20 protein-coding genes are annotated in these 22495 nt (G+C 33.2%); 7 read left to right on the forward strand and 13 right to left on the reverse strand.

The window, feature by feature from the left end:
- Positions 1-174 precede the first annotated feature (174 nt).
- Positions 175-1716, forward strand: a complete 1542-nt coding sequence (locus J8M14_RS07000; protein ID WP_211073885.1) for an Rne/Rng family ribonuclease — start codon at positions 175-177, stop codon at positions 1714-1716.
- A 56-nt stretch (positions 1717-1772) separates the two neighbouring features.
- On the opposite strand, the gene J8M14_RS07005 is transcribed toward J8M14_RS07000, so the two are convergent.
- Entirely contained in the window at positions 1773-3428 is a 1656-nt protein-coding gene (locus J8M14_RS07005) for a S8 family peptidase (protein WP_211073886.1), read from the reverse strand.
- Positions 3429-3640: 212 nt separating this feature from the next.
- Between J8M14_RS07005 and J8M14_RS07010 the strand changes: the two genes are divergently transcribed.
- On the forward strand, positions 3641-4132 hold the full coding sequence (locus tag J8M14_RS07010; RefSeq protein ID WP_211073887.1) for a regulatory protein RecX: 492 nt from the start codon (positions 3641-3643) through the stop codon (positions 4130-4132).
- On the opposite strand, the gene J8M14_RS07015 is transcribed toward J8M14_RS07010, so the two are convergent.
- The 5 genes from J8M14_RS07015 to J8M14_RS07035 all read right to left on the reverse strand — a co-directional run bounded on the left by J8M14_RS07015 (position 4129) and on the right by J8M14_RS07035 (position 10195).
- Positions 4129-5538, reverse strand: a complete 1410-nt coding sequence (locus J8M14_RS07015; RefSeq protein WP_211073888.1) for a S41 family peptidase — start codon at positions 5536-5538, stop codon at positions 4129-4131. The two genes, J8M14_RS07010 and J8M14_RS07015, sit on opposite strands and share 4 nt — an antisense overlap.
- 120 nt (positions 5539-5658) lie before the next feature.
- The gene (locus tag J8M14_RS07020; RefSeq protein WP_211073889.1) at positions 5659-6813 is read right to left on the reverse strand and encodes a helix-turn-helix domain-containing protein; all 1155 of its coding nucleotides are present in this window, start codon (positions 6811-6813) and stop codon (positions 5659-5661) included.
- An 88-nt stretch (positions 6814-6901) separates the two neighbouring features.
- Entirely contained in the window at positions 6902-7768 is an 867-nt protein-coding gene (locus J8M14_RS07025) for a cupin-like domain-containing protein (RefSeq protein ID WP_211073890.1), read from the reverse strand.
- A gap of 57 nt (positions 7769-7825) precedes the next feature.
- Complete coding sequence (gene bioB / locus J8M14_RS07030) at positions 7826-8932, reverse strand: biotin synthase BioB (protein ID WP_211073891.1); 1107 nt, start codon at positions 8930-8932, stop codon at positions 7826-7828.
- Positions 8933-9025: 93 nt separating this feature from the next.
- A complete protein-coding gene (locus J8M14_RS07035; RefSeq protein ID WP_211074265.1) occupies positions 9026-10195 on the reverse strand; it encodes a beta-ketoacyl synthase N-terminal-like domain-containing protein in 1170 nt (389 codons plus the stop codon).
- Between the two features lie 144 nt (positions 10196-10339).
- Here J8M14_RS07035 and J8M14_RS07040 point away from each other — a divergent pair, with 144 nt between their 5' ends.
- Both J8M14_RS07040 and J8M14_RS07045 read left to right on the forward strand, forming a co-directional pair.
- Positions 10340-10786: a cytochrome c oxidase assembly factor Coa1 family protein gene (locus tag J8M14_RS07040; RefSeq protein ID WP_211073892.1), complete on the forward strand. Its 447-nt coding sequence runs from the start codon at positions 10340-10342 to the stop codon at positions 10784-10786.
- Entirely contained in the window at positions 10764-11801 is a 1038-nt protein-coding gene (locus tag J8M14_RS07045; protein ID WP_247672574.1) for a hypothetical protein, read from the forward strand. Before J8M14_RS07040 ends, J8M14_RS07045 begins: the two co-directional genes overlap by 23 nt.
- Here J8M14_RS07045 and bioA read toward each other — a convergent pair.
- The 3 genes from bioA to J8M14_RS07060 form a co-directional block, all read right to left on the reverse strand.
- Positions 11787-13052: an adenosylmethionine--8-amino-7-oxononanoate transaminase gene (gene bioA / locus J8M14_RS07050; RefSeq protein WP_211073894.1), complete on the reverse strand. Its 1266-nt coding sequence runs from the start codon at positions 13050-13052 to the stop codon at positions 11787-11789. The genes J8M14_RS07045 and bioA overlap by 15 nt on opposite strands.
- Positions 13053-13114: 62 nt before the next feature.
- Positions 13115-13756: a dethiobiotin synthase gene (bioD, locus tag J8M14_RS07055; protein WP_211073895.1), complete on the reverse strand. Its 642-nt coding sequence runs from the start codon at positions 13754-13756 to the stop codon at positions 13115-13117.
- An 11-nt stretch (positions 13757-13767) separates the two neighbouring features.
- Positions 13768-14922 (reverse strand): pyridoxal phosphate-dependent aminotransferase family protein, encoded by a 1155-nt coding sequence (locus J8M14_RS07060; protein WP_211073896.1) that lies wholly within the window; start codon positions 14920-14922, stop codon positions 13768-13770.
- Between the two features lie 139 nt (positions 14923-15061).
- Between J8M14_RS07060 and J8M14_RS07065 the strand changes: the two genes are divergently transcribed.
- From J8M14_RS07065 to J8M14_RS07075, 3 genes are read left to right on the forward strand one after another with little or no spacing between them, the layout of a single operon-like run.
- Positions 15062-15583, forward strand: a complete 522-nt coding sequence (locus tag J8M14_RS07065; protein ID WP_211073897.1) for a DUF2975 domain-containing protein — start codon at positions 15062-15064, stop codon at positions 15581-15583.
- A 2-nt stretch (positions 15584-15585) separates the two neighbouring features.
- The gene (locus J8M14_RS07070) at positions 15586-15792 is read left to right on the forward strand and encodes a helix-turn-helix transcriptional regulator (protein ID WP_211073898.1); all 207 of its coding nucleotides are present in this window, start codon (positions 15586-15588) and stop codon (positions 15790-15792) included.
- On the forward strand, positions 15779-16327 hold the full coding sequence (locus J8M14_RS07075; protein ID WP_211073899.1) for a GNAT family N-acetyltransferase: 549 nt from the start codon (positions 15779-15781) through the stop codon (positions 16325-16327). The genes J8M14_RS07070 and J8M14_RS07075 overlap by 14 nt, the downstream gene beginning before the upstream one ends.
- Before the next feature lie 7 nt (positions 16328-16334).
- Here the strand turns inward: J8M14_RS07075 and J8M14_RS07080 are convergent, their stop codons facing one another.
- From J8M14_RS07080 to J8M14_RS23365, 4 genes are read right to left on the reverse strand one after another with little or no spacing between them, the layout of a single operon-like run.
- Positions 16335-17384 (reverse strand): cytochrome c peroxidase, encoded by a 1050-nt coding sequence (locus tag J8M14_RS07080; RefSeq protein ID WP_247672575.1) that lies wholly within the window; start codon positions 17382-17384, stop codon positions 16335-16337.
- A gap of 11 nt (positions 17385-17395) precedes the next feature.
- On the reverse strand, positions 17396-18181 hold the full coding sequence (locus tag J8M14_RS07085; protein WP_211073900.1) for an MbnP family protein: 786 nt from the start codon (positions 18179-18181) through the stop codon (positions 17396-17398).
- 5 nt (positions 18182-18186) lie between these two features.
- Positions 18187-19563 (reverse strand): hypothetical protein, encoded by a 1377-nt coding sequence (locus J8M14_RS07090; protein WP_211073901.1) that lies wholly within the window; start codon positions 19561-19563, stop codon positions 18187-18189.
- Positions 19564-19572: 9 nt separating this feature from the next.
- Positions 19573-22275 carry a choice-of-anchor B family protein gene (locus tag J8M14_RS23365; protein WP_348772828.1) on the reverse strand — a complete coding sequence of 901 codons (2703 nt, stop codon included), beginning with the start codon at positions 22273-22275 and terminating at the stop codon, positions 19573-19575.
- Positions 22276-22495 lie beyond the last annotated feature (220 nt).

Genomic DNA, 22495 nt, shown 5'->3' on the forward strand with positions numbered 1-22495 from the left:
AGTAGTTTTCTAACTACTTTTTTTGTTTAAAAAAGTTCTTTGAAATCGAGATAAAGTTGCTATACGATTGCTACCAAACTGTATAGACTTTATTTCAACGGAATTGTCAGAAATTCCTGTGAAAAAATTTGTTTAATCCTTTCCGATAGTTATCGGGATAAAAATCTAATCAGAGTGAACAAAGAATTGATCATTAGATCTGGTTCCTCTACAGATTTTGCCTTATTAAAGGATGGAAAACTAATTGAATTACATAAAGAAGAAGATGACAGTAATTTTGCGGTAGGTGATATTTTTATCGCCAAAATTCGTAAAGCTGTACCAGGTCTAAACGCTGCATTTGTAAATGTAGGGTATGAAAAAGATGCTTTTTTGCATTATCATGATCTGGGCCCTCAAGTATCTTCTTTATTGAAATTCATAAAACGTGTAAGCACAGGTAAATTAAAAAATTATTCTCTAAAGGATTTTCCTTTTGAGAAAGATATTGATAAACACGGTATTATTACAGATGTGTTAAAATCAAATCAATCGCTATTAGTACAAATAGTAAAAGAACCTATTTCTACCAAAGGTCCTAGAATAAGCTCTGAGCTTTCTATTGCCGGCAGATATATTGTCTTAGTACCTTTTTCTAATCGAGTTTCTATTTCTCAAAAAATAGAATCTTCTGAAGAAAAAGAACGTCTTAAAAGACTTGTAAAAAGTATTAAGCCAAAAGGTTTTGGAATTATTGTTCGTACTGTAGCAGAAGGCAAAAAAGTAGCAGAACTGGATAAAGATTTGCAAAACTTGTTGGGTCGTTGGCAGTCTATGTGTAAAAAATTATACAAAGCGCACCATCCATCAAAAGTATTAGGTGAAATGAATAGAGCATCCTCTATATTAAGAGATGTTTTTAATGACACCTTTACATCGATCGCAGTAGATGATGAAGATCTATGCAATCAAATCAAAGAGTATTTGCAAGAAATTGCTCCAAAGAAGGAATCAATTGTAAAGCTACACAAGTCTAACGTACCTATTTTTGAAAAACATGGTATCGAAAGACAAATTAAAACCAGTTTTGGAAAGACGGTTTCCATGAGTAAGGGTGCCTATCTAGTTATAGAACACACCGAAGCTATGCATGTTATAGATGTAAATAGTGGTAACCGATCTAATAAAGCCAAAAACCAAGAAGACACCGCACTCGAAGTTAACCTAATCAGTGCAACAGAAGTAGCTCGTCAATTACGTCTTAGAGATATGGGAGGTATTATCGTAGTCGATTTTATAGATATGAATAATGCTGATAACCGTAGAACTCTTTTTAATCATTTACGTGATGAGATGAAAGACGATAGAGCGAAACACAAAATTTTACCGCCAAGTAAATTTGGCTTAATTCAGATCACGCGACAGCGTGTAAGACCTGAAATGAATATTAAAACCCGTGAGGTTGATCCAAACGGAGTAAACGGTGAAATTGAGGCGCCAATAGTTATAATAGAAAAAATTAAGGTCGATTTAGAAAAATTAATTAAAAAAGATCACAAAAAGATTACGCTTAGTGCGCATCCTTTTATTGCAGCTTTTTTAACTAAAGGATTTCCATCTACCCGATCTAAGTGGTTTTTTGACCATAAACGATGGGTAAAGATCAAACCTAGAGACGCTTACACGTATTTAGAATATCACTTCCACGATAAAGACGGAGAAGTGATAAAATCATAAAAATAAAAACCCCGACTTAAATTATTAAGTCGGGGTTTTTTGTTTTGCTAAATTTATTATTTCCCTTTTGACAGCTTTTCCGCTAGCAATAAAGCGTTATATGCATTAAGAATTTTTCCTGATTTTGATAACTCTGAAAATGGGACTAATTTTTTCGACTCTCCATCTTCAGAATTGATCTCCACCTCAACATTAAAAGAAGCTCCGGATTTAAGAATAATCTCTTTTACTTGCGCTGCAGATAGCATAGGATAATATGATCTGATTAAAGCAGCTACTCCAGAAACTATAGGGCTAGCTATAGAAGTTCCACGAGAGAAAATATACTTATTATCAACATTAGTTGTATACATTTCATTACCGGGAGCAAAAATGTCAACATCGTTTTTACCATAATTAGAAAAAGAAGCTTTTAGATTTTTGTCCAACGTATGACCACTCGCTCCAACTACAATAAAATTGTTCACTATTTCAACTCCACCTTGATGATCATTAGGATAATATTTATGAGTATCAATATTCTCTCCACTATTACCTCCTGCAGTTACCAAAAGAACATCTTTGTCAGCAGCATATTGTATCGCATCTAAAACCCAATCTTCGTGAAGCGAGAAGCTTTTTCCCCAGCTCATATTAATTACTTTAGCCCCATTATTAACGGCATATCGTATTGCCAGTGCCACATCCTTATCATGCTCATCTCCGGTAGCAACCATAACCACCGGCATTATTTTTATATTATCAGAAATACCTTTTATCCCCAAACCATTTGCACGAGTTGCAGCCAAAACACCTGATACACCTGTGGAATGTGGAAAAGGAACATCTCCAAAAACTTGATGATACCCATAAAACGCATCAGAGATATCATCAGGATTGTCTCCTATAATTTTGCGCTCTTGAAAATCCATATTCAACATCTTAGCAAGACTTTCTTCTGAGTCTTTTTTATATTCCTTAATCTTCTTTTGAGTAAGGTTATACTTTAAAAAAAACTTCATCTGTTCGATATCTCGACTAATCAATGAATCTTTCTTATATATTACTAATAAGCTATCTAATTGTGACTTTTTATAATCTTCTTTAGGAAAAAAAGATTTTAAAGTTTTGACTGCCTTTGGATGGTTAACCATCCAATTGTTCACTCTTTTTCCAAAATTAACCTCCCTTTCTATACTTTTTTTATAAGCAGTTTTCGCCTTGCGATATAGCTTATACTCATCAACATTATCTGAAGACAAATCTTTTTCAGAAACATCCTTAAATAAAGAGTCATATTTTCTGATTACCCTCATAGATTCAAGGTTTTGGTATTTTACATACTCCCCTTCAGGGTTACCCAAAAAATCCCAACCATTGACATCGTCTACATATCCATTTTTATCATCATCTATACCATTATCTGGGATTTCCTTTTTATTTACCCATATCCTATCTTTAAGATCTTCATGAGCTATATCTAGTTTTGTGTCTATTACTGCTACTATGATTTCTTTGCCTTTTTTATCAGTCAAAAGCTCTTTATATGCCTTATCTAAACTTATTCCCGGAATAGCATCTTCTTGATAATCTTTATGATACCAGGTTTTTAAATCCTCTTCAGAGAGTTCTTCATTCTTTACCAATACTGTTTTAGATACGTTTTGTGTTACCTGTGCTTTAATCAAACTAAAACAAAAAATTGAAAGTATTATTAAAATGTACTTTTTCATTAATAAAATATTTATGTGATCTTAAAATTCATTATTTGATTACTCCGGATTTGTAAAAAGGTTATTCTTTATTATGTATAGTAGTATATGTCTTTCAAAACTTAAATGTTACCTCAGAACATATATCTAACAAATATAATTGATTGTAATTTGAGGAGCGTATTCCAAAAAAGCTTTACAAAATTCACGAATGGCTTTGTATCTTTACCTCAATGTATTCAAAACTTCAGCAATCTATTACAGTCACAGAAGCTACCAAAAAAATGGAGCGCTATTGCGCATACCAGGAACGTTGTCATAAAGACATTATGGATAAGTTAAGTTATATGAAACTAATACCAGAGGCTAAAGAAAAGATAATCTTACACCTTCTAGAACATAATTTTATTAATGAAGAGCGTTTTGCAAAGAGTTTTGCCCGAGGAAAATTCAGGATAAAAAAATGGGGGAAGCAACGTATCGTTAGAGAGCTTAAATACAGACAAATCTCCGAATACAATATCAAAACAGCATTAAAAGAAATATCTGAACAAAATTATCTACAAACCTTTCACGAACTGGCAGAGAAAAAGTTTGCTTCTATCACTGAAACTAATCCTTATAAAAAACGAAAAAAACTAACTGATTACCTCCTCTACAGAGGGTGGGAAAACCAATTAGTTTTTGAAAAAGTTAAAGACCTATTTGAACAATTAAATCTTTAATTATTATTACTCAATAATTCTATTGCTCTTTCAATTCCGCTATCTTTTTCTTCGATATAATCACTATTAGAAAATAATGGTATTCTGTTTTCTTCATTGGGACCAACACCTATTGTTTCGTAAACCACCCCCTGCGCATCACTATATACTTCATTTGATAATCCTACTGATGCTCCATTTGGCAATACATGTTCAAGAATATCAGAAAAAGCACCATTTGTATTTTCTCCTACTATTGTTACGTAAGACAGGTCTTTAAGGCATAGTGTAAAAATCTCGGCAGCACTAGCGGTAATCGGACTCGTTAGTAATACAATATCGCCTGTGAATTGAAAATCACCTTTGGGAGTTACAGATATTGTTGTACTTTCTGTAAATCCATCTCCCAATCTAGCTTTTTTAGAAAATCCAATACGTTGTTGATCCATAAACCTAGAGGCAATATCAACAGATACCATATCCAACCCCCCTCCATTAAATCTAATATCTAATATTAGTTTAGATACTTCAGAGATCTTAATATCGGTCATCACCCTATCTAATACGGCATTTAATGCTGTAAGCTCATCCTTAAAATTAGAACCATATCCTGCCATACCGAAAATATTTACATATCCAATATCATTATTGACCAACCCCCAAGCTATATTTTCACTTTCATCAATTTCGAAATTACCTCCTAAGTACTTAGACACAACAGTTTGTATTCGCTGATTATAAAGCTTGTCATAATCCTCTCCGGATTCAATAATTAGATCTCCGCTTAGATCTGAATTTAATCGTGCTAATAAACTAGGTAATTCTGAACTAATTTCGATACCGTTAGCTTCATCACTAATACCTACATGCCCATCCTCTAAAAGAAGAACTAACTCTTCCAGTGTATCGTAAAAATTCTCTGTTGTGACCTGATCTCTTAAGTTCTTATATTGTGACCAATCCACATTTCTAGTTTCAAAAAAAACATAATAATCATTAAAAATATTCCAAAAATGATCAAAATTAACCTTTGGATCATCTGTCGTAGAAATTTGATCTGATAGGCAAAATTCATTCTGATTTGGTAATCTAACAAACTTAACATCTGCAGCCATTAATTCAGAACTACCTATTAATTCATTAGGGCTTACTAAATCTAATTGTAAGTTTAAAAAATCTTCCGGCTTAAAATCATCATCCAAAACGGAACACCCTACACTATTTATGTTGTACACCACATTTTTACCATCAGTAAATTCTATTATATACCCTTTATCAGCAGCTAACCAAAAGCCATGTATAGAAGGTTCTAATGATGGTTGATCATCGTCTGATTGGCAGGCCATGAAAAAACCTATCAAAAAGAATAAAAAATATCGTTTCAGATTTTTAATTATCGCTGTTTCATTATACTCGTGTGAACTCATAACTTTGTTTGTTTTAAGAATTATTATCATTGACCAATAAAAAAGTAAATGGTTGCATCAAAACTAGGGTGAGCAAAAGGAAACGATGTTCGGTTTTATTAAGAGTTAAGAAATCCGAACTTATTTATGTTTACTTTTAAACTGACTTGGAGTTAGGCCAGTCTCTTTTTTAAATGAGGTATAGAATGTTGTTTTAGACTTGAAACCAGCTTCTAACCCAATCGCAAGTAAGCTGTACTTATCATATTCTGTATTAAGAATCATACTCTTAACATCTTTGATTCGGTATGAATTGATATAAGCTGTGAAATTTTTTTTTGTAATATCATTTACAATTTGTGATAGATAACCAGAGCTTATATTCAATATTTTAGCAATCGTTTCTTGACTCAAATGTGGGTCACGATAGATACAGTCTTTTTTTAGTAGAACTTCTAATTTTTGAAAATATCTATTATCCTCGGAAAATGAGGTGTATTGATCTATTGGTTCGTTATATTGTTTCTTAGCAGAAAGCTCTTTATCATCTAAGAGTAAAGAACCATTTTTAACATTTCTGATACTATTTTTCTGATCATTAGTAAGTTTTAAGGTGTAAATTCCATAATACACCACCCAGAAAATAAATACTGATGCACTTATACATATAATGGATATACCGATTTCATAACCAATATCAAAAATCATATCAACAATATCTATTATAATCCAAGATGTTGCTAAGAAAAATATCCAAATACACAACCTTTTTAACCACAAAATATTGGGATAGTATTTATATTTTCCTTTTTTCAGAATTATATAAGCCCAGATAGTCAGTAAAAAATTGTATGTATAATATGCAAACTCCTGAACACCAAAAATCCACTCATACACTAACTCCTTATACTCCCATGAGAAAGAAAACCATTGATAAACTTGCTCCAGATTAAAAATCACATTAATAACTACAGAAAACAGGAAGGGCAAGTATAACCAATGTAACTTTTTGCTTTCTCCTAAATCATGATTAATTGATTTTATAATATAAAGGAAGAAAAAAACTGGAAATAAAAATATCCATTCAATATCATATAAAACCTTGATTTTAGTATACTTTTCAAATACTCCCACGTAGTCTAAATATACATTGAGTAACAATCCCGTCAAAATTAGTATAGAGTAACCTAAATACTTGTTAATAGTACTTTTAAAAAAAGGAGAAAAAAGGATTGCAAAGCCAAAAACAAATCCTTGAGAAACACTAATCAATAAAATAAGATTTACAAATTCCATTTATCATCTTTTATTTGATTTGTTCAAAAGAAAATTAAGAAGGTAGCAGTATAGGCCTACATGTTATTCAAAAGGCAACAAGACAAAATTATAAACTATTCTTTTTATTAGTTCTACTAATAGCCTTTTTGTTTTTATACTCCATCCACTTTTGACCTTTTCTTTTTCGCATTAAATTATCAAAATGGCGCATGAAAAAGACATTATAGGTAGCTTCGATAAAATTGCTGAATTTTTTTGGAACTGATCGAATACTCATAGAAAACCCTGGAGTCAAATATGTCATATGGTGCCAATATCCTTCTGGCATATATAAAGTTTCTCCGTGGTTAAGATGAGTAATATACCCTTTTGCTTTTTTTAAAGCTGGCCATTTTTCCAGATCTGGATTAGCAAAATCAATATTCTGATGAGCAATTAATGCATGAGGAACTTTATATAAATATTTAGTCTCTGAAGGTGGAAATAAGATACATTGTTTTTCTCCATGGAAATGAAAATGAAATATATTGGCAAGATCAATATCATAATGCATAAACACTTTGGAACCGCCACCACCAAAAAATAAAAAAGGCATTTTTTTTAAAAACTTCAATCCTATCTGTGGGTATTTAAAATCCCCTTGAAGTCTAGGAACTTCTTTAAGTAAATTATATAGAAAAATACGATAGTTTGTTGGCTTGGTTTTGAGCAAGTCTATATACTCACTCATTTTCATGCTAGTATGAGGCTCATTAAACTTAAATTCAGAGTTTATAGGTCGATCATCAAATAGAGGAACCTCTTTTTCTCCTGCCAATTCATTGATATAATCAAGATTCCATTTATCAAAGGCAGGCCAATCCTCTATTAGCCTTTCTATGACCACAGGTTTTTGCTTAGAAAAATAGTTTTTTATAAACTCTTCCTTTGTAATTGTTTCTACCCTAGGTATTTGCTCCAAATTCAATCCCACAAACTCTGCATTAATTTTAAAACTATTTATTTCCCAAAGATAATGCCAGGTGTTTTATTACTGTTTTTTTAAAACGGCTTCTTTAGCTTTTTGTTTAGCAGATTCATTTCTTTCAATAGTATGATCAGGGCGAGACCATTTTGGTTTTTCTCCCAATGGAACGTGTTTAGAATCCTGTGCCTCTACTGTTTCCGGCTGTGCCTTTTTGACAAATGGTTTTTGAGGGTTAAGCCCTAACATTTCAAACATTTTCATATCCTCATTCACATCCGGGTTAGGAGTCGTCAGCAGTTTGTCTCCAGCAAAAATTGAATTTGCTCCTGCAAAGAAACACATTGCTTGTCCTTCTCTACTCATTTCCGTCCTTCCAGCTGATAATCGAACTTGCGTTTGTGGCATAACAATTCTAGTTGTAGCTACCATTCTAATCATTTCCCAAATCTCTACTGGTTTTTGGTCTTCCATAGGTGTTCCATCAACAGCAACCAAAGCATTAATAGGAACAGATTCAGGTTGTGGATCTAGAGTTGACAATGCCACTAACATTCCGGCACGGTCTTCTGCTTCTTCTCCCATACCAATAATTCCACCACTACAAACTGTTACATTTGTTTTACGAACATTATCGATTGTTTGTAAACGATCTTCATATCCACGAGTAGAAATTACTTCTTTATAATATTCTTCTGATGTATCTAAATTATGATTATATGCATATAATCCTGCTTCAGCTAATCGCTGTGCTTGATTCTCTGTAATCATTCCCAAAGTACAACAAACTTCCATTTCTAATTTGTTAATGGTTCTAACCATTTCCAACACATTATCAAATTCTTCACCGTCTTTCACATTACGCCAAGCCGCACCCATACAAACTCTAGAGCTTCCCGAAGCTTTGGCACGTAATGCCTGAGCCTTGACTTGCTGCACGCTCATCAGATCATTACCTTCTATGTCGGTGTGATATCTCGCTGCCTGTGGACAGTATCCACAATCCTCAGGACATCCTCCTGTTTTAATAGATAGTAATGTAGAAACCTGAACCGTATTCGGGTCATGATATTGACGATGAATAGTTGCTGCTTCATATAGCAAATCCATCATCGGTTTATTATAGATATCAAGAATTTCTTGCTTTGTCCAATCGTGTCTAATATCGCTCATATTGTTGAAATGTGAATTCTCAAAAATAATTGTTTCCCGTCAAATAACACAACTAAGAAACATCTAATTCTATGTTTTTAATAACAAATAAAGTTAATTGTGAATTGGTCTTTCTAGTAAGACACTAACTGCATTGCCTCCAAAACCTACTGCATTCACTATAATTTTGTTCAATTTCTTAGGAATATCATTATGCTCAACAAAAGGAACTGAAATAAATTCTTGATATTTCAGCATCAGAAGTGCAAGCTCCAAGCTAAGAATTCCACTTGCTCCAAAGGTATGTCCTATCTTCCATTTGTTTGTAGTCAATGCCGGCATCTGATCCTCAAAAACCGCTTTTATTGCATTGTATTCTGCCAAATCTCCTTTTATTGTTCCAGGAGCATGTAATACTATGGCGTCTACATCTTCTGGTTTTGTATTTCCTAAAGCCATTTTCATAGACTTTTGGAAACAATCAGCGTCAGTAGATATTGATATATTATGTTTTAAAGGTTCTGTAGCATACCCTATTCCTTTTACCAAAGCCAAAGCATTGTCTTTTATTCCGTTTTCGAGACAAATAACCCCAGCACCTTCACCAAGAAACATTGAATTTCTATTTTTCTCCAAATTCAATGCTTGACAAGGATATATTGAATCTTCTCCAGAAGCATAAATCTTTAGGGCTTTCATTTGAGCAATTGTAAATGGTGTCAAAGGAGCTTCGCTTCCGCCAACCAAAAAACGATCCGCTAAACCTGACTGCAACCAGGCAACTCCATTGAGCAATGCATGCAAAGCAGTAGAACAAGTAATTGAATGGCTAATTTCAGGACCCTCCGTCTGCAAATCATGAGCTACCCAAGAAGAGATATTTCCTAAAGTGGTTGTTGGCGAACTTAGAGTTGAAGATTTTCCGTTTTCCAGAAATTCTTTATGATACTTCTCAAAAAGACTGGTCGCTCCACGAGAGGAACCTATATTCACCCCAAAATTATGATTTCCTTGCCAACCAGCACTTTTAACCGCATTTCTAGCTGCATATATGCTAAATAATACAGAATCATCTAAATTTTGATAATGAGCATTACTTGATTTTAGTTTTTCAATTATTTTCTTACCAGGAGCAGAAAGATTTGCAACAGGTGTCTTTTCTGTCTCAAACTCTTCAAAAGAAATATTATGCTCCAAGCTTTTATAAGCTTTCCATATTTCTTCTTCGGTAATTCCTAAAGGAGATATTGACGAAATGCCGGTAATGGATATGGGTGATACCAATGCTATAAATTTTGGCAAATGTACTGGTTTACGCAATGTAGTTCAATAGTAATTAACATTTTTATATCATCTTATTCCTATAAAAATGTAACTTAACAAACGTATTTTATACTTATAAGTTAGTAAACCTTAATCAATCATATTATGGAGCATCAGATAAAACAAAAAAGTTGGTTTAGTAGAAACTGGCCGTGGGTAGTTCCTGTAGGAGGATGTCTAACCTTGATCATTTTGTTCTTTGTTTTTTTAGGATCTGTAATATTTGGAGTTACTAGTCTTATTTCTGGTTCTGATCCTTATCAAGATGCTTTAGCAAAAGCCCAACAAGATGATTATGTAATCGAAATACTTGGAGAGCCTATTGAGACCAATGGCATTATGCAAGGAAAAATTTCTATGAAAAATAGTACTGGTAATGCTAATATCTCTATACCTATCAAGGGTCCTGATGGCGAAGCCAAAGTTTATGTTGTAGGAACGAAACAAAATGATGAATGGACGTATTCTGAAATGTATGTGATTATTAAAGAGACTGATGAACAAATAGATTTATTAGGATATGAGCAAAATGAAAACACTATCGAAAACTAATAGTAATATATTAGTATTTGGGGTACCAGTACTACTAATCGTATCTATGGTTTTGATTACTAAATCAAAATTATTTTCTGCCAATCCCAATACTTTATCGATTGCAATAACAATTGACCTACTTTTTACAATACCAATAGTATATTTATTATTGATCAGAAAAAAGAACATTCCTAAAACGACAATAGTTCCTTTCTTTGTTTTAGGAATTGTTATCGCATCTTATATCATACCAAAGGAACACCAATCCATACTTGATTGGGCTAAAAATTGGGTGTTTCCCATCTTGGAATTGGGAGTAGTTACTTTTGTGATTTATAAAGTGAGAAAGTCTTTATTAAGATTAAAACAACATACTAAACTGAAACCAGATTTCTTTTCAGCTCTAAAAGAAACTTGTAATGAGATTTTACCTAAACAAATAGCTATTCTTCTCGCCATGGAATTAGCGGTTTTTTACTATGGATTTGTATATTGGAAAAAGAGAACTATAGCTAAAAATGAATTTACCTATCACAGAAACAGCGGATCCGTAGGGTTATTGATTGGATTAATTGGAATTATTGGAATCGAAACATATGTATTACACATTTTACTTCTTAAATGGAACACTATAGCAGCCTGGATTATTACCGGATTGAGTGTGTATTCGGGGATTCAGATTCTTGGTTTTTTGAAATCACTTACCAAAAGACCAATTTATATTGAAGATAATATCTTGTATTTGCGATACGGAATTCTGAGTGAAGCCACTATTCCTATTAAAAATATTGAATCTATTGAACTTTCTTCAAAAGATCTAGAACTTAATGCTGAAACCAGAAAACTATCTCCTCTTGGAAATCTGGAAAACCATAATGTTATAATTACACTAAAACAAGAAAACACGTTTACAGGACTTTATGGAATGAAAAAGTCATTTAAACAACTTGCTTTTTATATTGATAACCATGAAATGTTTAAAACACAACTAGAGGAAATCAAAAGCAAGTTAACCTCTTTAAAAAGTATCTAATAAATCCAAAATAGAATCATAAACTTGATTTAATTGGTCTTCTGTAACCACATAAGGAGCAAGGATATAGATAGTATTGCCCAGTGGTCTTAGAAAAATACCTTTTTGCATAAAATGATTAAAAATCTCGTATCTTTTTTTACCGTAACGATCCATTTCGACATTAAGATCTAAAGCATAGATAATTCCTTTTTGTCGAGTAGTTTTTACTTTAGGGTGATCTTTAATTTTAGTATTAAAACCTTGATGTGATGTTATGATTCTCTGAATATTTTCCTGAATCTCTTTGGATTGTAACAATTCTATTCCTGCAATAGCAACGGCACAGGCAATTGGATTTGCAGAATAGGTGTGTGCATGAAAAAAAGCTTTGCCCACAGAGTCATCTAAGAAAGCATCATAAATTTCTTGCGTACAGCTGGTGATAGCCATAGGAACAAATCCTGCAGTTAAGGCTTTAGACATTGAAATAATATCAGGTTTTGTTTCTATATATTCAGAAGCAAAATTCTTTCCAGTTTTTCCAAAACCTGTCATTACCTCATCGGCAATAGTAATAATATCATTCCCTTGGCATACTTGGAGAATTTGATCCAAATATTCAGCTTCAAACATATGCATAGCATTGGCACCTTGCACTAAAGGCTCATATATAAAAGCTGCAACATCATAAGTCGTAATGATCTCGAACAACTCTTTCATTACATACTCAAAATTCTCTTTATTTGGAGTTGGAATACGTTGCACGTCAATAAAGAAATCTTCAAAAGGGCCATTATATACCGATAATCCCGAAGCTGACATCGCACCAAAGGTATCTCCGTGAAATCCATCTTCGAAAGCAATAATCGTATTTCTTTTTTCGCCTTTATTAAAATGATACTGCAGTGCCATTTTAATTCCTACCTCATTAGCCGTAGAACCATTATCAGAGAAAAAGATTTTTTGCTGATTGTCCGGTAAAATATCTATTAACTTCTCTGATAATTCAATGGCCGGTTTGTGCGTAAACCCTGAAAACACTATCTGATCCAATTGCTGCATCTGTTCCTGTGCTCTTTGCAAAACAAAATCATTACAGTGCCCATACATTGCTGTATACCAAGATGCTATTCCGTCAATATATTCCTTTCCGTTTTCATCATACAATAATGCGCCTTTTGCTTTAACTATGGGCAAAGCTTCAGGATGAATTTTATGCTGAGTTAACGGATGCCAAAGGTGTTTTTTATCTCTCTCTTGTAAAGTCATATTTATATCATTCTCATTAAAACGAGAAGTTTTTAGATTCCAGCTTACACCAGAATGACAAACTAAATTTGCTCTAATTTCTCTTTAAATAATTCTGCATATTCCTTAACTACCATATTATCAAAATAGGGCTCATTATCAATTCTTCCGATCACATTACATCCTGACATTTTTACGATAATATCTTCTGTAGTTTTATGTTCTTCTCCACTAAAAATCAAAGAAGGGCTGAATCCTTTTTCTTGTAAAATCTGCAAGGTCATCAAAGTATGATTAATACTCCCTAGATAATGCCTGGAAACTACCACCACTTTATATTCAGGCCTAATAATATCAACTATAGTCTGAGTATCATTTAATGGAACAAGTAATCCGCCTGCTCCTTCGATCACTATATCATTCTTAGTTTTGGGTAACTTTATATTTTTTAAATCAATAGTAACCTCATCAATATCGGCAGCCGCATGAGGACTCATTGGCGTTTGTAATGCATAGCTATTGCTATGAAATTTTGATGTAGAATTCGATACTAATTCTTTTACCTTATCGGTATCAGAATACTCTAAATCCCCAGCTTGAACTGGTTTAAAGTAATCAGCTTGTAATGCTTCAGTGACAATGGCAGAAGCTATAGTTTTACCAACATCGGTTCCTATTCCTGTGATAAATATTTTTTTTGATTGTGTCTCGACTTTGCTAGACATGACTTCCTTTTTTATTTCGAAACAAAGGTAGCTAACAACTCTAAAACTTCTGCTATTTCTTCATCTGAATTATAACTATGTAAGCAAAAGCGTAGTCGTTCTTTTCCTAAAGGAACAGTAGGTGAGAGAATGGGCTTTACATCAAAGTCTTTGTTCTTAATTTCGGCAGCTATTGATTTTACATTTTCGTTACCGCGAATTACACAACAGTGGATTGCAGAATTGCTATCTATGAAGAGAGGTTTTAGATTTACTGTTTTTAGCTTTTGCTTAAAAAATTGAATATTACCCTGAAGTTTTTCAATTTCGGATGTGGTTTTAAGTTCAGTATACATCGATTGTATTGTCGCCAAAGTATGTGGCGGTAATCCTGTAGTATAGATAAAGCTTCTTGCAAAATTAACCAGGTAACTTTTTAAATCTTTTGACCCAAAAATCACCGCACCATGGGATCCTAGAGCTTTACCAAAAGTATTAATCCGTGCAAAAACCTCATCTTCTAGTCTTAATTCCTGTAATAAACCAACTCCTTTATCTCCAAATACTCCGGTAGCATGAGCTTCATCCACAATTAAATAACACTTATATTCATTACAAAAATCAACAAATGTCTTTAGGTCTGGAGAATCACCATCCATAGAGAAAACAGATTCAGTAACAACGAACACTTCCTGTTGACTTTTCGACTCCGATCGAAGTGATAGTAATTTAGTTTTCAATTCTTCTATATCGTTGTGAGCAAACTTATACGACTTTGCATTACTCATCTGGATTCCATCTCGAATAGATGCATGTATAAATTCATCGTAAAATATGATATCCCCACGCTGAGGAACTGATGAAAAGAAACCTATATTGGCATCATATCCTGAATTAAAAATCAATGCGCTCTCTGCATTATGAAACTTCGTCAACATCGCTTCGGTTTCAATATACAATTGATGGTTTCCTGATAATAATCTAGATCCAGTAGCACCGTTTTGATGTATTTCTTTTTCTACCAATATCTGATGTGCTTTATCAAAAAGCTTCTTTTCGACGGCAAAACCCAAATAATCATTTGATGAGAAATCTACCAAATCAGTTTGTTTCGGAAGCTTTCGTAATGCATTACTTTCTTCTCTATCCAGAAGTTTTTTTTGAAGTTTTTTTGGGAGGCCTTCCATACTGCTAAAATACGATAAAATGGTACTAATGCACTAGCAATATTGAATTTGAAAAATAGCATAAAATATTCTTTTTTGATAAAAAATTATTGAAAAACAGTAATTTTTGTATATTTGTTATCGTAAAACAATAATAATTATGAAAACGAAACAAGTTTTAAGTTTAATGAAAATAATATCCTGGATTATATTCATTGGTTTATGTATTAAGCTAGGGGTCATACTTTTTTCAAGCGCCATAAGTCTTTTTGTGGATCAAAATGCTGCAGAAAATCTATACTTAGATTTGGATTTATCAAACCTCTATGATTTTTCCATGAAGTATTATATGATCCTTTTATCATTAATAGTTTCAATATTAGCAATGAAAGCTTATCTATTTTACTTAGTTATCAAAATTTTCAAAAAGATTGATTTCGACGAACCATTTACTATAGTTATAGCTAATTTAATTTCTAGCGTTAGTTACATTTCATTATGTACAGGTTTATTAGCTCATTTTGCAACACGATATAGTGACTGGCTCTTAAAAAAAGGAGTTATTTTTGATTTAGATTGGGGAAGCTCAGAATTCCTTTTTATGGCTGGAATTATCTTTATTATCGCATTTATCTTCAAACGAGGTGTTGAAATTCAAACTGAAAACGAATTAACTATATAATTATGCCAATTGTAGTAAATCTTGATGTAATGTTAGCTAAACGAAAAATGAAAAGTAAAGATCTAGCGGAAAAAATCGGTATAACAACAGCCAATCTTTCTATACTTAAATCCGGAAAAGCAAAAGCAATACGTTTTTCAACTCTAGAAGCGATCTGCAAAGCTTTAGATTGTCAACCCTCAGATATTTTAGAGTATGTTAAAGAATAATATAAAATACACAACTGCCTTAACTGATAATGAGTTAAGGCAAATTATTGAACTTCAAAAAAATAATCTTCCTACTGCAATTTCAAAAAAAGAAAAAGAAAAAGAAGGTTTTGTTACTGTACAACACGATTTTGACATTCTAAAAAAAATGAATGATCTGGAACCTCATATTATTGCTAAAGCAGGAAATAATATAGTTGGTTATACTTTAAGTATGATAAAAGAATTTAAAAATGATATCGAAGTTCTAAAACCAATGTTTAAAAAAATTGATAATCAACTTGGTCCAGCTATTTCCTATATTGTAATGGGACAAGTATGTGTAGATAAAAACTATCGTAAACAAGGAATTTTTAGAGGGTTATATTATAAAATGCGAGATGAGTTAAAAGATAAATACCAATTACTCATTACAGAAGTAGCGGCTGATAATTTACGTTCATTACAAGCTCATTATGCTGTCGGCTTTAAAGATTTACTTATTTATGAAGCCGATGGAGTCACTTGGCACTTAATACAATGGGATTGGAGGTAATTTTAGATTAAAACTCTGAAAAGCGACTATCTGCTACAAAATTATCATCTGTCAAGGTCTTTAGGAAGGCTATGATTTGTTCTTTTTCCAGATCAGTCATCAAAATTCCTAAGGAAGTATCCGTGTTTTTGAAAACTGGATCCAATGTTGGAGAATCTACCATTCCATTACTATAATGATCTAAAACATCATTCAAAGTTTTAAGTCTACCATCATGCATATAAGGAAATGTAAGTTCAATATTTCGTAAACTTGGAACTTTGAATTTATGTAAATCTTCATCCAATCCGGTAACTCGCTTTCTACCTAAGTCATTATATTGAGGATCAACAGACAAACCATTATTACGATACGACTGATCTGTAAATAATGTTCCTGCGTGACACGAAGCACATTTAGATTTAAAAAGTTCAAAACCTGCAGCTTCCTGCTCGGTAAATACAGAACCTTCATTTCTCTCAATTTTATCATACTTAGAATCTGCCGAAACCATCATAATCATAAATTGAGAAAGTGCTTTAAGGATATTTTCAGAATTGATTTTTTGATTCTCAAACGCTTCAGAAAACAGCTTTACATATTCAGGTCGTTCTTCTAATTTTTTAATGATACTGCTGAAACTTTCATTCATTTCTACTTCTGCAGTAATGGGTATAATAGGCTGCAGATCTAAATGAATAGCAGCTCCATCCCAGGTAAATTCCTTCATAAAAGCCATATTATGTAAAGGCTGAGCATTACGGGTTCCTAATGCTCCATCTACACCGTGACTCACAATGTGCGTGTGATGGGTAAAAGCAAAATCCTGAATATGACAAAAACCACAGGACACTACTCCATCTGAAGCCAAACGACCTTCATAAAATAATTTTTTCCCCAGTTCAAAACCTTTTTCGGTTGGGGGATTTAATGAAACGTTATAACTAGGCTCGGGAAAATTAGCAGGAACTGTAAATTCTAATTTAGGATTTTCTAGAGTTACTGGGACATAGTCATCCTTTTCAGAACTACAAGCGGTTCCGAAAAGGAAGATTACTATGTATGATAAAAATTTCAATATTATATTATCTAATTTGATACATTGGTAATACTAAACATTGTACTTACATTCTCTGCAATGATCGGCGCATTAACCGGATCTACCTGTACATCACTTTTTACCTCTAAAGAATGCGTATTTATACTATCAAATATTTTTGCAATATCTGCATTTATACTAACATTAGGAGTAGTCATCTCCTTTATAGATAAAACACTTGGCAGATTTATTGTCATTTCTTTATAATTATCTAAATTAGCCCCATGGCTACCTACATGAAGTATAAAATCATTAGATGTCGTACTACCAATAGTATTATAAGTCCCTTCAAATTTAAGGAATTTATATCCTGCCGCCCAAGCCCATAACATTCCGTTTTCTTCTGCAGTTGGAATAAAATTAGCCGTTCCTGACTCAATTGGATATTTTGATTGATCTACCCCAAAACCAAATCTAATCTTGGTATACTCTTCTTCAGGAATATCAGTCAAAGAAATTTCTTTACTACTTTCTTCAGCTTCATTAATTAAAAAATAACTATCCGCAACAGGATATTTAAACTCTTCTCCTGTAGATGTAATCAAAACAATATTACTAATGATATATTTTAGTTCTGCTATAGCATAAGTTTCATTGCTTCCATTAGTATATGATCCTCTTTCTAAATCAATTGTTTTATCTTCAATAGTGTTACTAAAATCAAGTGTAAGCGTTCCAAATTTTTCAATGTTATCACTTCCTCCATTATTATTATCATCATTTTTACATGATAATACTATTAAAAAAGCCGCTATAATTAATATGATTTTTTTCATTTTTGTTATTTATACTTTACAATTATTAAATCTTTTGATCCTTTGTTAGTTGGTATATTAAAATCACTACTTTCTGAATTCCCTACCACAATGATCTTTTTGTCCGTTGTTTCCATACAACCTTCACCAAATTCTGCTGCACTTCCTCCTAATGTAGATTTCCAAAGAATATCTCCATTACTATTAACAATTACGTTTAGAAGATCACTTTGTCCTATGTTGATTGCTATATCTCCATCACTACTACGCGAGTTTCCAGTAATCGCAAAATTTCCACTTTGTGTTTTGTAAATGCTTCGTCCTGTATCAAATGCAGTTCCTCCTATAGATTTTTCCCAAAGCAAATTGCCATTACCATCTATTTGTATCATCCAAAGATCTGCATTTCCTCGTGCTCCCGAAACATTACCATCTGCACTTCTAGAATCTCCAATGATAATATATTTGCCATCGCCTGTCGCAGCTAGGGCGTAACCTACATCTATCTCAGAACCTCCAAAAGATTTTTGCCACAGTAAGGTGCCTTCTGCATTTACTTTTACTGCCCAGAAGTCATAACTTCCTTTACTATCTGTAATATCAAAGTCAATGCTTTCTGAAGAGCCAATCATTAAGAATCCTTTATCTTCAGTTTGTAATACATCATAACTACGGTCATTATTGGTACCCCCAAAATAATGTCTCCACTCCATCTCTCCAAGGGCGTCTAATTTAATACCCCAAAACTCTCCAACTCCGTGTTTTGAGATGTTACTTTTAGCAATAGGATCATTTCCTTCCCCATTACTGGCCGTTACATCCAAAAAGCCCGTAACAAAAAAACCTTCATCAGTAGTTTGAACTACAGAAAAAGCACGATCAATTCCAGGAAAACCAAAACTCTTTTCCCACTGTATTTCCCCGACTGAATTAAGTTTAACAATCCAATAATCCTGTAATCCCTCATTAACACTTACATCTTCATCAGCACTACGACTATATCCTACCAAAGCATAGCCTCCATCTGAAGTTAATATGATCTTTTCTGCTCTATCATCACCAGTACCTCCATAGGTTTTACTCCAGACTATTTCGCCTTCTTTTGTAAGCTTAAGTACCCAAAAATCGCTATCTGTGGCAGTCTTATCAGTTATATCTCCATCGAGACTTTGAGTATATCCGGCAATAATATAATCCCCATCGGCGGCTTCTACTACCGATAGGGCATTGTCTTCATTACTTCCTCCAAATGTTTTTATCCAATCTACCTCTCCATCAAATCCATCAATTGAAGGAGGACTTACTGGTGGTAATTGGGAAGTGTTATCACTACTACAAGAGATTAAACATAGTAGTGTAACACTTAAGACATTAATTAAGAGCAAGCATTTATAATATTTCATTTTTGTATTTTATTTTTTTACAAAACGTCTAGAATAAATCTGTTGATCCGTTGCTATTTGTATAAAATAAATTCCAGATCTCAGATTAGAAACATCTATTGTATTTATAACGTTTCCTTTACCTACTAATTGTCCTGTAATACTAGTAATCTCATAGGTAGAATTCTCTTTGTTTTTCATAGTAACATTAAGAATAGGACCCTGAATTGGATTAGGATATATAATAATATCATTTAATTTATTATCTATAGAGGAAACTCTAGATGTACCACTGGTTGTCAACCCAATATCATCTATTGCAATATCGGCTTGCCAAGTAGAACCTGTAATTCTATTAAACCTAAGCTGTACACCCCCTCCAAGATATGCGGAAAGGTTAATACTAATAGGATTCCAGGAATTTCCTTGATTACCTGTTTGACTCCATAAACTTGTCCAGGATGTTCCTTCATCTGTGCTTGCTTCAAGCGCTATGCTACCCATACTAGATGCCCCAAACATATGATATGAAAAAGAAAACGTAGCAGATGTCTTTCCGCTTAAATCAAAACATGGCGAGTTTATTATCGCTTGTTTATTAGGGTACCCTGTACCGTTTCCTGAAGCTTCAACATATAAATAATATGTTCCCTGAGTTGCACTTGATGGCCCTGTATTTCTAGATGGAGTCCCATTTGCGTCTGTTGACCAATCGATATCATCCGTTGTGGACTGAATCCAGTCTCCTAAGGTATTTTCAAAACCTTCATTATACGGAAAAGATGAAATACCTGTTGTACACCCTCCAGGATTAGGATTACCACCGCCACCGATGATATTAACCGTGTAATCCTCCACTTCTCCATATCTAAAGGACTCACAAGATGTTGGGATTGCATTATATTTCATAGAAACGCGCATTCTGGTCGATCCCTCTGTTGTTGATGTCGGAATTGTAAAACTACCACTGACCGGAGTAGTTTGCGTTGCACTTTGTGTCCATACTTGCTCGCCAGAATCCGTAAAATCTCCGTCACGATTAAAATCTATCCATACACTGTATCCTTCACTATAGGTTGTACCTGTCCAGGTTGGCGTTATTGTTATGGTGTGCGTATCATCTATAGGAAGATCAGTTGATATTGAAGTATAGTCTATATATCCTCCACTTGATGCTCCTGAATTATTATTTATAGAACCAAGTGATACATTACTTATATATTCGTCAGAAACATCATTTCCATTAGAACTACAATATGTTATCTGTATAGTAGTTGTTGTAAATGTTATTGAACCACTATATTGTGATGTACTTCCGTCTGAACATTTGCTTCTTACCTGAGCTTCATATTGTGTAGATGGTGTTAAACCAGAAAGATTTGCAGAAGTTGAAGAAGAGCCATTTGTTATCCAAGATGATGAACCAACCGCTCTATATCTCACATCATAGGTTGCATTAGCAACACTGTTCCAACTCACAGTTGCAGAAGTTGCCTGAACATTAGAAGATGAAACCGAAGTTGGTACAGTAGCATTACATACCGCTGGTGTGCTTTCTCTAACTAAAAAAAAGCCTCCTTCGATATCGCTAATCACTATATTACCACTATTAAAATAGGGATATACATTCCATACCCCATTAAAAGCAGCCCCATTACTAGAAGGATAGGTGTCAAATGAACCTATTTCAGTAATATTTTTACTAGCAATATTAGAAATATCAATTACTCTAATTCCTGCTCGATAATTAGCTAAATAAAATTTATTCCCTTTTACATATCCGTTATGATCTATTGCAGCGGTAGGGCCATTGTAAATCATATGCTGTTGTGGGTTATCCAAATCTTGAAAATCAAAAATTATAGTACGTGTATTGAATCCTACACCTTGCTCATCAGTTTCATCACCCAGTATAAAATATCTTTGATCTTCTGTAAACCATCCTTGATGTGTATAACCTATATCAGAGTACTTAATAGTAGATATGGTAACAGGATTTGATTTATTAGTAATATCTGCTATTACAACCTCTATTTCATTACTTCCTATAAGGATTTCTCGTCCGCTGTAGTCATTATCTGGTCCATTATAAGTAACCACTTGTGCATCATGTGTATATGCACGCTGCCCGCCGGATAAAAACCCACCAGCATTTTGAGGGTTTTTAGGATCCTGAATGTTAATAAAAAGAGGACCTCCTCTATAAGGACCTGAATTTCTTTGGGCTCCAACTACATAAGCGTATCCCGTATCTTCATTGATTACGATGTTATGAGCATTACCAAATTCTGTGTATCGAGTATCAGCAGCAAAAGTCTGAGGAGGATTAGATACATTTCGTAATCTAGTAAGATCAAAAACCTGCATCCCATGTCCAGAAGCTTCACTAACAATAAAAACATGATTATTATATACTTTTAAATCTCTCCAGGAACTATTGCTGGTAGCAGTAGGCAATTTGCCAAGATAAACAGGGTTAGTAGGATTAGAAATATCTATAAATGCTGTTCCGTTATTAAGACCAATCAATGCATATTCTTTTCCACTTTGTGGATCTGTCCAGCCCCAACTATCATTGCCGGCACCGGCACTCATAGTAGAAAGAGAAATTCGAGACATCAAATCGTAATTATCACAGGGGTAAGATCCTGCAGTACCATTGGTACATGGTGTTTGACTTTTGACAATAGAGATACATGCCAAAAACATAAGAGTAATTGTAAGATTTTTCATTGTGAGTTTGTGTATTAAAAAAAAGTTAGTTGGATTTTTAAATTATTAGGTCATATTAAAAGCTTATTGTTATATAGTTACCTAATTTATGAAATAAATTTGGGTTTTTTTAACAGTTTTTAAAAGAGTTAATACTGTTAAGCTTTATTTAACATAAATAGTTGTTAATGAGATGGCTTTAACATTTTATTAAATGCCAATGAATTAAAAATCAAATTAG

The sequence above is a fragment of the Aquimarina sp. MMG016 genome (assembly GCF_018100805.1).
Lineage (GTDB): Bacteria > Bacteroidota > Bacteroidia > Flavobacteriales > Flavobacteriaceae > Aquimarina.

Bases quoted from the DNA above. Each gene is read 5' to 3' on its own strand.
- J8M14_RS23365 (WP_348772828.1), bottom strand. From the start codon at position 22,275: ATGAAAAATCTTACAATTACTCTTATGTTTTTGGCATGTATCTCTATT.
- J8M14_RS07045 (WP_247672574.1), top strand. From the start codon at position 10,764: ATGAAAACACTATCGAAAACTAATAGTAATATATTAGTATTTGGGGTA.
- J8M14_RS07015 (WP_211073888.1), bottom strand. From the start codon at position 5,538: ATGAGTTCACACGAGTATAATGAAACAGCGATAATTAAAAATCTGAAA.
- J8M14_RS07070 (WP_211073898.1), top strand. From the start codon at position 15,586: ATGCCAATTGTAGTAAATCTTGATGTAATGTTAGCTAAACGAAAAATG.
- J8M14_RS07005 (WP_211073886.1), bottom strand. From the start codon at position 3,428: ATGAAAAAGTACATTTTAATAATACTTTCAATTTTTTGTTTTAGTTTG.
- J8M14_RS07040 (WP_211073892.1), top strand. From the start codon at position 10,340: ATGGAGCATCAGATAAAACAAAAAAGTTGGTTTAGTAGAAACTGGCCG.
- J8M14_RS07085 (WP_211073900.1), bottom strand. From the start codon at position 18,181: ATGAAAAAAATCATATTAATTATAGCGGCTTTTTTAATAGTATTATCA.
- bioD (WP_211073895.1), bottom strand. From the start codon at position 13,756: ATGTCTAGCAAAGTCGAGACACAATCAAAAAAAATATTTATCACAGGA.
- J8M14_RS07060 (WP_211073896.1), bottom strand. From the start codon at position 14,922: ATGGAAGGCCTCCCAAAAAAACTTCAAAAAAAACTTCTGGATAGAGAA.
- J8M14_RS07010 (WP_211073887.1), top strand. From the start codon at position 3,641: ATGTATTCAAAACTTCAGCAATCTATTACAGTCACAGAAGCTACCAAA.
- bioA (WP_211073894.1), bottom strand. From the start codon at position 13,052: ATGACTTTACAAGAGAGAGATAAAAAACACCTTTGGCATCCGTTAACT.
- bioB (WP_211073891.1), bottom strand. From the start codon at position 8,932: ATGAGCGATATTAGACACGATTGGACAAAGCAAGAAATTCTTGATATC.
- J8M14_RS07020 (WP_211073889.1), bottom strand. From the start codon at position 6,813: ATGGAATTTGTAAATCTTATTTTATTGATTAGTGTTTCTCAAGGATTT.
- J8M14_RS07090 (WP_211073901.1), bottom strand. From the start codon at position 19,563: ATGAAATATTATAAATGCTTGCTCTTAATTAATGTCTTAAGTGTTACA.
- J8M14_RS07065 (WP_211073897.1), top strand. From the start codon at position 15,062: ATGAAAACGAAACAAGTTTTAAGTTTAATGAAAATAATATCCTGGATT.
- J8M14_RS07075 (WP_211073899.1), top strand. From the start codon at position 15,779: ATGTTAAAGAATAATATAAAATACACAACTGCCTTAACTGATAATGAG.